The following is a 13,451-nucleotide window of genomic DNA, read 5'->3' on the forward strand; positions in this document are numbered from 1 at the left end:
TGAAGAGGGCAACGGTTTCATGGCCTGCCATCCGGGCTCTTCGCCCACCTTCCCCCTGCGCAAGGCGACGATCCGTTGGTGGTACCAGTGAAAAGTGCAAGCACCACGCCGAGGAGCAGCGCCCAGGCACCCCAGGCCGCGATGCGGAAGTCCATCGGCGTCGTCGACGGCATCGTCCTCGCCGCGTCGAGCACCGCGGCGACCAGCAGTATCGGCATCGGGCTCGGTCTGATGGCGAGCATCGTCGGCCTGCATCTACCGGCGATCATGCTGTTGGCCTTCCTGCCCGTGCTCGGCATAGCCGGCGGATACGGGCGGCTCAACCGCGTCGAACCCAACGCCGGCAGCAGCTACAAGTGGGTCGGCGACATCTTCAGCCCCTGGCTGGGATTCCTGATCGGATGGGTCAACGTCGTCGGCACCATCGTGTTCATGGCCTACACCACCACGGTGACGGGCTCGGCGACCATCCAGCTCCTCGGCCAGGCCTCCGTCCACAGCGTCGCCGGTCTCTCCCTCGATCCGGACTCCACCCTCCAGTCCACCCTGCTCGGCATGGCCGTCCTGGTCGCCGCCGCGCTGGTCGCCGTTCGCGGGCTCGACCTCGCGGCACGTCTGCAGAAGTACCTGCTGATCTTCGAGTACGGCGTGCTGCTCGCCTTCTGCGGCTATGGCCTGTTCGCCGGGGACCAGCCCTTCTCGCTCCAGTGGTTCAACCCCTTCGACATCCCCTCGGCCGCGGCCCTCGCCCAGGGCATGGTGCTCGCGGTCTTCTGCTACTGGGGCTTCGAGTCGGTCTTCAGCGTCGGAGAAGAGGTCAGTGACCCGCGGGACGCCTCCCGTGGCGGGTTCATCGCCCTGACCGTCATGCTGCTCCTCTTCCTGCTCGCCGGCACCGCCTTCCAACGGGTCCTGCCACTGGACGAACTGGCCGACAACGGCGCGCAAGGACTCGCCTACTTCGGTATGAAGCTCGCGGAGCAGCCGCTGGCCGCACTGCCGCTCATCGCCCTCATGTTCTCCGCGGTGGCGTCGCTCCAGGCCTCGGTCATCCCCACTGCCCGCGGGATGTACGCGATGGGCCGCGACGGCGTTCTCGGCCCCGTCTGGACGCGGCTGCACCCCAAGCACGGGACCCCCGCCGTCGGCACTCTGCTGATCACCGCGATCGCTCTGGTCCTCGCCGCGATGGCGCTGGTCATCCCCACCGTCAACGACTTGATCTTCGCCGCCGTCAACGCGATCGGCATCGTCGTCGCCCTCTACTACGCTGTCACCGCCGCGGCCGCCGCGGTGCGCTTCCGCCACCTGCTGCGCACGTCACCGCTGGAGGCCCTGCGCGCCGTCGTCGGACCGGTGCTGGGCGCGCTCGCGCTGCTCGCCACCGGCGGCTACCTCGCCTGGACCTTCTACCGCTCCACCGATCACTTCGAAGTCTCCGCCGACAACGGCTGGTTCGCACTGCTCGTCCCGGTCCTGATGATCGGCTCCGGACTGCTGGCCGCCGCGTGGGCCCGCTGGCACCATCGGTCGCCCTACTTCACCCCTACCCGCGACACCGCGGTCGACGGCGAACTCAACACCGCCATCTGACCGCCGCACTGCCGGCGCGCGGCACGGCCCGCGGCACCTCGTTCCCTCCAGCGGTCCGTTCCCGGACCGCCGACCCACCAGGAGCGCCTCCCATGACCACGGCCGATCTGGTCTTCGCCCAAGGCCCCGTGCACACCGGGGATCCCGCCCGCACCCGGGCCAGCAGCCTCGCCGTCACCGGGGAGCGGATCTCGGCCGTCGGCCATGACGAGGTACGGGAGTCCTCGACCGGGACATCTTCACCAACCCGGCCGAGGAGATCCACACGGCCCGGGTTCTGCAGACCTACGTGGGAGGAGCGCTGGTGCACTCCGCCTCCTGACGTCCCCGCCAACGGTCCCCGGCCGCCCCCGGGGACACTCCTCCGCGCTCGCCCGCGCCCGGCGCGACGAGGGCATCGGCCTCCTCCTGTCCGCCACGGCCTCGCGATCGTCCGGCACATCACCAGCGAGACGGCCTCGCCGGGGCGGAAGGATCAGCGAATCCGGTCCCACGACACCGTCCTGGCCCGCCCCGGCGTTCGCCGCGCACCCACCCGACTCCTCCGATGCGTCGCAAAGGACTCTCACATGACCGACCTCACCGACCTCGCCTATCTGCCCGCCACCGAGGCCCTGCGCCGCTTCCGTGACCGTTCCCTCTCGCCGGTCGAGCTGATGACCGCGATCATCGCGCGTGCCGAGGCCGTCGAGCCGAAGGTCAACGCCCTTGCCGAGCAGACCTTCGAGGAGGCACTCGCCGCCGCCCGCGAGGCCGAAGCCCGGTACGGGGGCAAGGGCGAAGCACCCCGTGCGCTGGAGGGCCTCGCCGTCGCGACGAAGGAGGAGCAGCCCATCGCGGGGCGCCTCAGCACGGACGGCTCCCTGGCGTTCCAGGGGGAGATCGCCGAACAGACGCACCCGGTGATCGAGCGGGTCCAGGCCGCCGGCGGCATCGTGCACGCCCGGACCACGACCCCGGAGTTCAGTTGCGCGGGATACACGCAATCACGGCTGTGGGGCGTCACCCGCAACCCGTGGAACCCGGAGTTCTCTCCGGGGGGCTCCTCGGGTGGCGCGGGCGCCGCACTCGCGGCGGGCGAGACGACGCTCGCGACCGGCTCCGACATCGGCGGCTCGATCCGCATCCCCGCTTCGTGCACGGGCACGGTCGGCTTCAAGCCGCCGTACGGGCGCGTGCCGGCGATGACGCCGTTCAACCTCGACACGTACTGCCACGACGGCCCGATGGCGCGCACCGTCGCCGACTGCGCCCTGCTGGAGAACGTCATCGCGGGGCCCCACCCGTTGGACGCCGTCTCGCTGCGGTCCGAACTCGTCCTGCCCGAGCGGTTCGAGAGCGCCGAAGGCCTGCGGGTGGCGCTCTCGGTCACCCTCGGGGACTGGCCGGTCGATCCCGAGGTCGAGGCCAACACCCGCGCGGTCGCGGAGGCGCTGCGCGCGGCCGGTGCCGTCGTCGAGGAGGTGGAGGTCCCCATCATGCGGGCGGACGTGATGCGGGCAGCGATGATCCACTTCGGCTCGATATTCGGCCCCTACATCGCCTCGGTCGCCGCCGAGCACGGCGACCGGCTCACCACGTACGCGCTCGACTTCGCCCAGCGGGCCGCCGAGGCCGTCCGCGAGCCCGGCAGCTTCCTGCAGGGCCTTGAGATCGAGGCCGCGGTACAGACGACGCTCGGTACGCTGCTGGACCGCTACGACGTCCTGCTGTGCCCGACGACCGCCGTTCCGGCGCTCAGGGCGGACGACGACCACCTCTCGACCAAGGTCGTGGTCAACGGCGTCGAACTGGACTTCTATCTGGAATCCGCGATGACCACAGCGTTCAACATGGCCAGCCGCTGCCCGGTGCTGAGCGTGCCGTCCGGTTTCGCCTCGACCGGCGTGCCGACGGGGGTGCAGGTCGTCGGACGCACCTACGACGACGCCACGGTGTTCCGCGTCGCGGCGGCGATCGAGTCCGTCCGGCCCTGGAGCAGTGTCCCGGTCCTCTGACACGACGTCAGGCCACCGGTACCACGTACCGGTTGTTCTGTCGCGGGAGCCCGGACACACCCCGGCAGGTCGCCGCCCGCGCATCGAGGCCGCCCCGCCACGGGTGCGGGACGCCGGTCCCCCGAGGCTGCCGCCGTCCCGCACGACGTGGGCTGCGCGCATGCGTTCCGGACCGGACCTGAGCTCCTCTCAGTCCCGACGCCACGCCCATACGTCGATGTGCGGCGCCGGGGCCTGGGGCGCGGGGCGGGTCTGCGGGACGCCGGCGACCAGCTCCACCTCGTACCCCGCCGCGTCCTCCAGGTAGGCGGCGGTGTGCCCGTCGCCGCCCGCGTGCGGGTAGCGCTCCGGGAAGAGCGGCCGCCAGCCGTGCTCCGGGGCCCTGGCCACCAGTGCGTCGAGGGTGGCGCGGTCCCGGACGTGGAACGCCAGATGGTTGAGCCCGGGGCGGCGGCGGTCGTGCGTTCCCCCGGTCAGGTCGGGTGACCGCTCGACCACCACATAGCTGTCGCCGCGCCGCCAGCTCCGCCCGTTCTCCCAGCGCTGGTACGGGGCATGCCCCAGCTCGCCGAGCAGCCAGCCCCACCCCCGCTCGGCCGCCGGCAGGTCGGGCACCCACAGTTCGATGTGGTGCACCCCGCCGGTGCGGGCCCCACCCGCCGGCAGCGGGACTGCGCGGCGGATGCCGTGCGGCTGGTATGCCACGGTGTCGCCGTCCTCGTGCCAGTGGATCAGGAAGTGTTCCCCCGCACGGTAGCCGTCGAGCCCCGCCCGGCAGTAGGCGACGATGTCGTCCGGGAGGGCGTCCAGCGGGAACCAGGCCAGCTCGGAGCACTTGTCCGGTTCGCGGTTGTACGGCGGGCGGGCGGGGTCGTACTCCGCCTCGAAGAACCAGCCGGTCCGCGGGCTGCTGCCGGGGCCGCGGTGCTGCATGACGAGGGCGACCCGCAGCTCGTCCGGGCCGAGTTCGACACCGATCTCCTCGGCAGCCTCGCGGATCATCGCCTCGCGGACGTCCTCACCGTCCTCCACGTGTCCGGACGGGCCGTTGAACAGCCCGTCCGCGTACCCCGTGTTGGCCCGGCGGGCGAGCAGGACGTCGGGGCCGCGGCGGAGGATCAGATGCACATCGACGACCTCGGTGTGCCGCCGCGGCGGTTCGGCGCGGGCCACCAGGGCGTAGCGCTCATCGTCGACCCGCCTGCCCCACAGGGCCGGATCGTCGGAGAGCCGCTCGTGGTGGATGCGCTCGGTGAGCCCGGAGAGGAGTCCGGTCAGCCGCTCGGCGGAGAGGCCGACTCCGCCCCAGACGCCCTCGATCAGGATCAGCCGCCCACCGGGCCGCAGCAGGGTGAACCAGTGGCGCAGGGCCGCCTCCGGATCGGGCAGCAGCCACACCACATGCCGAGCCATGATCACATCGAACCGCTGCTTGCCGACCGGTGGTCGGGCCGCGTCCCCGAGATGTACCCCGACGCCGGTCCCGGCGAGTTTGGCCCGTGCCTGCTCCACCATGCGCGGCGACCGGTCGACGGCGGTGACCCGGTGCCCCTGTCCGGCGACGAGCAGGGCGAGGCTTCCGGTGCCGCACCCCAGGTCGAGCACCTCGGAGCGCTCGCCGGGCAGCCAGCTCTCCAGCCGCCGTGCCCAGGCATGCCGGACCGCCGGATCGAGCAGCCCGTGGTCGGGCTCCTCGTCGAAGGAGTCGGCCGCGGAGTCCCAGTCGATCGTCGTCATGGGTCGATCGTGCCATTCGCCACTGACAACGACGGCTCGCCGGCCGGATCGTGATCGTCCCGCGTCCCGTCCGGCCGGCGGTCCGGCGGCCGTGGTGGACCGTACAGGGCGAGACACACCGCCCGGGTTTCCGCGGGCGGGGCGTCCCATGGCTCCGTTCCGGTCTCCCTCAGCCGACGACCGAGGCGCAGGTGGTGGGGGTGGCGTGGGCCGGATCCAGGGCGTTCACCACCTCGTGGTAGGCGATCCGGTCGACGGTGCCGATCGCCACGTGCTCGGAGAGGTCGACCGGGCACAGGTCCTGGAGCAGGACGTTGCGTACGTTCGGCCCGTCCAGGAACTGCGTGCGGTACGGGGTCACGACCTCGTCGTACTTGGTCGCGATGACCGTGTAGCGCACGCCGGGCACGGTGTCGCCGCCCGCGTTGAGCCTGGTGATGAAGGGAGAACCCGCCACCTGGTCGGCGAGACCGGGCGTGTTGGCGTTCAGCAGGTCCTCCGCTCCCGGGAAGTACGGCAGCAGTTTCGTCAGGCCGAGGAGGGTGGTGCCGTGATTGTCGGGTGCGAGCCCGATCATGGCGTTCACCTTCGCGGCCCCGCCGAGGAACTTCAGGTAGTAGTGGGGCATCATGCCGCCCTGGGAGTGGCCGACGACATCGGCCTTGGACGCCCCGGTGGAGGCGAGCACCCTGTCGACGAATGCGGCGAGCTGGCCGGCCGACTTGTCGATCGGGCCGAGGCCGTTGAAGAGCGGCACGCCGGGCAGCTGCCCGTAGTCCAGCGAGTAGACGCAGTAGCCCCGGTTGACGAGATAGGGGGCGAGGACCAGCCAGTTGTCGATCGAGTTCCCGAAGGTTCCGTGGACCAGGACGACGGGGCGGGGGTGGGCTGCGGAGGGCTTGCAGGAGTAGTCGTTCCAGCCACGGGAGGTGGTGGGGGTGGCGGCAGCGGCAGCGGCCGTGGGGGTGGCGACTGCGGCGACGGCGAGGAGCAGTGCGGCGAGGGTTCTCCGCGCACGTGGGGTGCGCGGCGCACGGTTCCAGGGCAGCATCGTGTGGTCTCCTTGCGGCTCAAGGAAGTTGCGATGTCGGTGCGCCCTGCGGCCCGGACCACAAGTTCTGACTGCTGAATTTCTGTTGCGCTCATGCCAAATTACGCACGAGTAGGGTGGCGTGGGAAGTTACGCGTCGGTAAAAACTGAGGGTTCATCAATAAGGCCGACCGGCAAATGGGGGGTGGGATAAGGAGCGGGGCCGGGTGCGTGCAGCTGCAAGGCGGAGGAGGGAGGCAACGCGGAGCGTTGTTGACCGACGACAACGCCGGAGGGGGTCCTCCCTGGCCCTTAAGGCCTTGGGGGAGTGCGCACCCGGCCCCGCGACGCCGCCCTCCATTTGCCGATCGGTCTAAGAGGACGTCATAAGGCCGATCGGCCCGCGAGCCGGCCCGGCATCACGGCCTGTGGGCCGAACCTGGCCCGCAGCCGGTCCGCCACCGCCTCGATCCGGCGCGCCCGCTCGTCCACCGGGTCGAACGACAGCTGGTGCGTGGCCCGTTCACCGTCCATCAGCCCTTCCGCGCGCAGCGCGATCCCCCGCACCCGGGCCCGCTGCAGAGCGAACGAATCATGGATCCGGTAGGCGAGTTCGGTGAGCGCCGCGGAGTGGGCCGTGGGTTCCCGGAGCGTACGACTGCGGGTCAGCGTCGAGTAGCCGGTCCGGTCGGCATAGCGCACGGAGACCGCCAGCCCCCGGCACACCTGCCCGTCCCCGCGCATCCTGACCCCCAGCTCCTCGGTGAGCGACAGGAGCGCGCGGCGCTGCCGTTCCCGGTCCAGTTCGTCGCGCGGGAAGGACCGTTCGGCGGCGATCGACCGGGCGGCGGCGCCCGGAACGACCGTCGTGCGGTCGATGCCGCGCGACCGCTCCCACAGTTCGCGACCGATCCGTACGCCGGTGATCCGCTGCAGGGTGCCGAGCGGGGTCGCCGCGATCCGGCCGACGGAGTCGAGTCCGTACCCGCACAGAGTGCGGGCCGTCGCTGCCCCGACGCCGTCCAGCGCCGCGGCCGGCTTGGCCGCAAGGAACCCGGCCTCCTCTCCCCCGGGCACCACGAATGTCGTTCCGGGCGCGGCCTGCCGTGCCGCCATCCGGGCCAGCATCGGGTTCTCCGCGGCCCCGATCGCGCAGTCCACGCCGTGCAGGGCGAGCGCGCGAATCCGGATCACCGCGGCCAGCCCCTTCACGTCCCGCCCGAAGTAGCGCAGCGCGCCGCGCACATCGGCGAGCGCCCCGTCGGGCGGGACCGCTTCGACCATCGGGGTGAACGCGCCGAGCAGGGCGAGCAGCCCCTCGTAACCGGCACTGTCCGGGAGGCCGCCACCGACCTTGCGGAACCGCAGATACAGGATTCCCGGCTCACCGTGTGCCGTGCTCATCCCGCGCTCCCCGGGCTCTGGTGCCACAACTTCCTTCCGGTGGCGACGCCTTCGCCGGGCGGCTGGAGGTCGGACCAGGGGTTCATCTCGTATCCGGTGGACATCCGGATACGACGGCCGTCACCGTCGGGAGCGGGCCCGGCCCCCTCGGGAGCGTCCTCCCCGGACGAGGGCTCCGCCGCCAGCCGGGCGGCGACCGCGTCCAGCCCGCCGGTGCGCCGCAGCTCGGCCAGTTCCGCCAGATTCCAGGCCGCCGCGCCGACCACGCTCAGGCTCCGCGGTCCACGCCGCTGCACCACTCCGCGCACCAGCAACAGCCAGGAGTGGAAGACGGTGTGCGCGCAGGCGGCATGGCTGTCGTCGAAGAAAGCCAGGTCGACCAGGCCCGTACCGTCGTCCAGGGTGGTGAAGACGACCCGGCGGCCGGAGCGGACCGGCGGGGTCTGGGTGGCCACCTTGGCGCCCGCGACCAGCACGGTCTCCCCGTGCCGTGCCTCGCGCAGCCGCTTGGCGGAGACCGCGCCGAGCTCCTTCAGGAAAGCGTGGTGATCACTCATCAGATGGCGGGAGACGTCCATGCTCAGTACGCCCAGCTCGGCACTGAGCCGTTCGGCCGCGTTGAGGTCGGGCAGCCCGATGGAGCCGGTCCGGTGTCCGTTGCCGAGCGGGAGCTGCGCACCGGAGGGGGCGGAACCCGCGCCCCGCTGGGCGCGGTGCAGTTCGGACAGATGCAGCAGCAGATCGCGCCGGTTGGCGCCGAACGCGTCCAACGCGCCGACCTGGGCCAGCCGTTCGGCGGCCGGCTTTCCCGGCCTGGCCCGTTGCCAGAAGTCCAGCAGCGAGGTGTAGGGCTGCCCGGCCACGATCCGGGCGACCTCGGCCTCGCTGATGCCATGGACGTCCGAAAGCGCCAGCCGCACTCCCCAGATCTCCTTACCCCTTTCATCATCAGACACCAGTTCGATTCGATGAGTGGCCGCCGACCGGTTCACGTCCAGCCCCAGTACCGGTACCCCGCGCCGCCGGGCGTCCGCGAGCAGCAGTCGCTTCGGGTACATCCCCGGGTCATGGGTGAGCAGCCCGGCGTAGAAGGCCGCCGGGTGGTGCACCTTGAGCCACGCCGACTGGTACGTCGGTACGGCGAAGGCGACCGCGTGCGCCTTGCAGAAGCCGTAACTGCCGAACGCCTCGATGATCTCCCAGGTCCGGGCGATCACTTCGGCGCTGTACTTCTTCGCCGCCGCCCGCTGCGCGAACCACACCTTGATCCGGCCCTGCGCCCCGGGGTCGGAGAGCCCTCGCCGCACCCGGTCGGCCTCGTCCCGGCCGCAGCCGGTCATGATGTCGACCATCTCGATGATCTGCTCGTGGAAGACGACCACGCCGTACGTCTCGCGCAGCGGCCCCTCCAGATCGGGGTGCGGATAGCGCACGGGCGCCCGGCCGTGCCGGGCCTCGATGAACGGCCGCACCATGTCGGCGGCGACCGGCCCGGGGCGGAACAGTGAGATGTCGACCACCAGATCGTGGAAGCCGGCGGGCTGGAGCCTGCCGACCAGATCCCGCTGACCGGGGGACTCGATCTGGAAGCAGCCCAGCGTCTCGGCGCTCCTGATCAGCCGGTACGTCTCCGGATCGCCCGGCGGTACGGCGTCCAGGTCCACGTCCCGCCCCGAGGCCCTCTTGACCTCCGTGACCGCATGCGCCATCGCCGACTGCATCCGCACACCCAGCACGTCGAGCTTGAGCAGCCCCAGGTCCTCCACGTCCTCCTTGTCGAACTGCACCATCGGGAAGCCTTCGCCACTGGTGGGCACGACGGGCGCCCGGCGCAGCAGGGAGGCGTCCGAGAGGAGCACCCCGCACGGGTGCATGGCGATGCCGCGCGGCAGGGCGTCCAGCGCCTCCACCAGTTCCCAGAGCCGCCCGTACCGGTCCTTCTCTCGTGCCACCTCACGCAGTTCGGGCAGCTCCGCCATGGCCGCGCGGGCGTCGCGGGCCCGGATATGCGGGAAGGCCTTGGCGAGCCGGTCGGTCTCGGCCGGGTTCATGGAGAGCGCGGCACCGACGTCCCGGATGGCGTGGCGCACCCGGTAGGTCTCGGGCATGGCGACGGTCGCGACCCGCTCGGTGCCGAAGCGCCCGATGATCGCGCGGTAGACGTCGAGCCGGCGGGCGGACTCGACGTCGATGTCGATGTCGGGCAGCACGGCACGGCGCTTGGACAGGAAGCGCTCCATCAGCAGCCCGTGCTCGACCGGGTCGGCGTGCGCGATCCCGAGGAGATGGTTGACCAGGGAACCCGCGCCGGACCCCCGGGCGGCGACTCTGATCCTCATCGCCCTGACGTCATCCACGACTTGAGCAACTGTCAGGAAGTAGGAGGCGAACCCGTGGTAGGCGATGATGTCCAGCTCCTGGTGCATCCGCTCCCAGTAGTCGCGCCTGTGGTCGTAGCCGCGCAGCACCATGCCGGCGGCGGCGCGGGAGGCCAGCACCCGCTGGGCGGTGCGCCGACCGGCGCCGACGAGATGCGGCTCGGGGAAGTGGACGGCACCGAGACCGAGGTCGCCCTCGGGGTCGACGACACAGGCCTCGGCGGTGTGCCGGGTCTCCGCGAGCAGTCGCGCTCCGGCGCCCCGGCCGAGCCCGGCGGCGGAGGCGATCCGCTCGGCGGTCTCCGCCATCGCGCGGGCATCCTTCAGCCAGCGTTCGCCGCTGTCGAGCGGGGCACGGCGGGGGTCGACGGGGACCAGCCCACGGGCCGCGTCGAGTACATCGACGACCGGGCCCTGCCCGGGGTCGGCATACCGGACAGCGTTGGTCAGCACGGCCCGTACCCCCTGCTCGGCGGCGAAGCCGACGGTACGGGCGGCGAGCCGCAGCGACCCGGGGCCGGTGCCCGCGCGTCCGTGGTGGACGACTTCGAGGCGCAGGTCGCCCCCGTGGATCTCCCGCCAGGGGGCGAGCAGGGCGGCGGCCCGGTCCGGGCGGCCTGCGGCCAGCGCCCTGCCGACGTCGGAGGCGGGGCCGAGCAGCACGGTGAGCCCTTCGGCGGGCAGCTCGGACCGGCCGACCAGAGGCTGCCCGGCACCGGCGCCGGCGGGCGTGGAGGCGTGGGCAGCGGTGACGAGCCGGCACAGTTCCGCCCAGCCCCGCGCACCGTCCCGGGCGAGGAAGGTGACCCGGGGTGCGGATTCATCGACAAAGGCACCGCCACGGACCGGGGGCCGCAGCCGATGCGTACGTCCGTCGTCTCTCGTATGCTCCGCCGCCGCGGGACCCACCGCGAGCTCCACCCCGAAGAGCGGGCGCACCCCGGCCCTCTCGCAGGCCTTGGCGAAGCGGACCGCCCCCGCGAGCGTGTCCCGATCGGTCAGCGCGAGAGCGTCCATCCCCCGCTCCGCGGCGCGCTCCGCCAGCCGCTCCGGGTGCGAGGCCCCGTACCGCAGGGAGAACCCGGAAACGGTATGCAGATGCGTGAACCCGGGCACCCGCACCTCCTGGACCGATCCGTACTCACCACCCCCCTCGCTCTCCACCATAGACCAAGTTTCGAACATTCGTACGATACTCGAAGCGGGGCGCACACCCGGCCCCGGACCGCCGGTCCGCTCACCCGTTCGGCCCAGCCCCACCTGCACGAATGGCCGATGCCCCGGACCGTGGGGGCATGACTTTCGCTGACGAGGTGAAGAACGCCGTCACTCCACGGGCCGCACTGCTCGTCATCGGCGTGCTCGGACTGCAACTGCTGTTCATCGCGTCCTACGTCGGAGCGCTGCACAAGCCGAAGCCGACGGACGTACCCTTCGGAGTCGTCGCGCCCCGGCAGATGTCCGCGCGGCTCCTCACCGAGCTGAAGAATCTCCCGGGCGGCCCGCTGGACCCCCGTACGGTCGCCGACGCGGCCACGGCCCGCGAGCAGATCCTGAACCGCGAGATCGACGGCGCCGTGATCGTCAGCCCCACCGGCACCACCGACACCGTCCTCGTCGCCTCCGGTGGGGGCACGGCCATGGCCGACACCCTGACGCGAACCCTCACGAAGGTGGACCAGGCCCGGCAGCGCACCGTGCGGACCGTGGACCTGGCCCCCGCCTCCGACCAGGACTTCAACGGAATCTCGTCCTTCTACCTGGTCGTGGGGTGGTGCGTGGGCGGCTACCTCTGCGCCTCGATCCTGGCGATCAGCGCCGGGTCCAAACCCGCCAACCTGCAGCGCGCGCTGATCCGGACCGGCGTCATGGCGCTGTACTCCGTCGTGGGCGGGATCGGCGGGGCGGTCATCATCGGCCCGGTCCTCGGCGCCCTGCCCGGAAGCTTCTGGGGCCTGTCGGGGCTGGGGGCACTGACCGTCTTCGCGGTCGGCATGCTCACCCTCGCCCTGCAGGCCCTCACCGGCATCGTCGGCATCGGCCTGGCCGTCCTGATCGTGGTGATCGCGGGCAACCCCAGCGCCGGCGGCGCCTTCCCGCTGCCGATGCTCCCGGACTTCTGGCGCGCGATCGGCCCCGCGCTGCCGCCCGGTGCGGGCACCTGGGTGGCCCGCTCGATCGCGTACTTCAAGGGCAACGCGGTCACCGGACCGCTGCTGGTGCTGTCCGCGTGGGCGGTGGCGGGCACGGCCGTCATGCTCCTGGTCGCCATGCGCCGCACACCGGAGGAACTCACCGGCGAGCGGCCGCCGTTCGGCTCGAATCCCGCCTGACCAGGCCTCGCGGGCGCGTCGCTTCAGGTGCTGCGCCGACTTCTCCGGACGGCCCGCGAGCGAATCCCCCTGGGCTGCGACGCGGTCGACTCGCGGCCCGTGCACGCCGCGTCCTTTGTCGGAGCTCGGGGCGCTCCGGGCGGAAAGACCTGGCCGATCGGGAGATGAGGAGCTACGCTGCCCCGCGATGACAACTCACTCCGATATCAGATCGGGGGACCCGTCCGCGCAAGGTGAGTGCTGATGCTCACTCAGACCGCGAACAGGGATTCCCGCCTTTCCTTCTGGCTGCGCGTGCGAGAGTTCGCCGTGCCGCCCTCCATGATCGAGACCGCGACCGCTCGCAGACATGCCGGCGACTGGGCCCCGCCCCGACACGCAGCTGGAGGCTGCCGAGGCTCGCCGTCGCCGCCGATCTGCCCGTACTCCTGTGGGGCGAGCCCGGCATCGGCGAGACCGCCGCCCTCACCCAGCTCGCCGCCTCCCTGGACCTTCCGCTGACTACGGTCATCGCCAGTCGTCCATGAGCCGTCCGACTTCTCGGGGCTCCCGATGGCCCCGCCGGACTGGGCGGTGCGCCTGGTGCGGGCCGGCCGGGGGCTGCTGTTCCTGGACGAGCTGTCCAGGCCGCCCTGCTCCGCCTCGTGCTGGAGCGGCGGATCGGCGCCCTGCAACTGCCGCCCGGGGTCCGGATCGTGGCCGCCGCCAATCCGCGCTCCTCGGCGGCCGACGGCTGGGAGCTGAGTCCGCCGCTGGCCAACCAGTTCGTGCATCTCGCGGCGCTCGGCCGGTGTGCCCGGCGCCGTGCTGCCGAGCCTGAGAGCCTGTCGGGTGGCTGATCATGCGTGATGCGTGACGGTCGTGATCTGCCCTCCGGGCATGGCGACGGCCCCGGAATGATCACGTGGTGTGTGCCAGTGCGACAACTCCGAGGCCGTCAGCGGCCCATGCTATCCGTCCAGCCTGACCGATGAGATGT

7 protein-coding genes and 1 pseudogene are annotated in these 13,451 nt (G+C 71.8%); 4 read left to right on the forward strand and 4 right to left on the reverse strand.

Annotation, left to right across the window (positions count from 1 at the left end; genetic code table 11):
- Nucleotides 1-141: 141 nt before the first annotated feature.
- Both ABZ826_RS18305 and ABZ826_RS18310 read left to right on the forward strand, forming a co-directional pair.
- The gene (locus ABZ826_RS18305) at nucleotides 142-1,593 is read left to right on the forward strand and encodes an APC family permease (RefSeq protein ID WP_361448737.1); all 1,452 of its coding nucleotides are present in this window, start codon (nucleotides 142-144) and stop codon (nucleotides 1,591-1,593) included.
- 569 nt (nucleotides 1,594-2,162) lie between these two features.
- Nucleotides 2,163-3,590, forward strand: a complete 1,428-nt coding sequence (locus ABZ826_RS18310; RefSeq protein WP_361448740.1) for an amidase — start codon at nucleotides 2,163-2,165, stop codon at nucleotides 3,588-3,590.
- A 189-nt stretch (nucleotides 3,591-3,779) separates the two neighbouring features.
- Here the strand turns inward: ABZ826_RS18310 and ABZ826_RS18315 are convergent, their stop codons facing one another.
- The 4 genes from ABZ826_RS18315 to ABZ826_RS18330 all read right to left on the reverse strand — a co-directional run bounded on the left by ABZ826_RS18315 (nucleotide 3,780) and on the right by ABZ826_RS18330 (nucleotide 11,306).
- On the reverse strand, nucleotides 3,780-5,327 hold the full coding sequence (locus ABZ826_RS18315) for a trifunctional class I SAM-dependent methyltransferase/NUDIX hydrolase/VOC family protein (RefSeq protein WP_361448695.1): 1,548 nt from the start codon (nucleotides 5,325-5,327) through the stop codon (nucleotides 3,780-3,782).
- Between the two features lie 169 nt (nucleotides 5,328-5,496).
- Nucleotides 5,497-6,378 (reverse strand): alpha/beta fold hydrolase, encoded by an 882-nt coding sequence (locus ABZ826_RS18320; RefSeq protein ID WP_361448698.1) that lies wholly within the window; start codon nucleotides 6,376-6,378, stop codon nucleotides 5,497-5,499.
- A 363-nt stretch (nucleotides 6,379-6,741) separates the two neighbouring features.
- Nucleotides 6,742-7,761, reverse strand: coding sequence for a hypothetical protein (locus ABZ826_RS18325; protein WP_361448701.1), 1,020 nt, complete (start codon nucleotides 7,759-7,761; stop codon nucleotides 6,742-6,744).
- A complete protein-coding gene (locus tag ABZ826_RS18330) occupies nucleotides 7,758-11,306 on the reverse strand; it encodes a DNA polymerase III subunit alpha (protein ID WP_361448704.1) in 3,549 nt (1,182 codons plus the stop codon). Before ABZ826_RS18330 ends, ABZ826_RS18325 begins: the two co-directional genes overlap by 4 nt.
- Before the next feature lie 128 nt (nucleotides 11,307-11,434).
- Here ABZ826_RS18330 and ABZ826_RS18335 point away from each other — a divergent pair, with 128 nt between their 5' ends.
- The gene (locus ABZ826_RS18335) at nucleotides 11,435-12,472 is read left to right on the forward strand and encodes a DUF3533 domain-containing protein (RefSeq protein WP_361448707.1); all 1,038 of its coding nucleotides are present in this window, start codon (nucleotides 11,435-11,437) and stop codon (nucleotides 12,470-12,472) included.
- Nucleotides 12,473-12,821: 349 nt separating this feature from the next.
- A pseudogene (locus ABZ826_RS18340) lies at nucleotides 12,822-13,248 on the forward strand (AAA family ATPase); the annotation flags it as partial.
- Nucleotides 13,249-13,451 lie beyond the last annotated feature (203 nt).

The organism is Streptomyces sp. NPDC047515, assembly GCF_040643055.1.
Classification (GTDB): domain Bacteria; phylum Actinomycetota; class Actinomycetes; order Streptomycetales; family Streptomycetaceae; genus Streptomyces.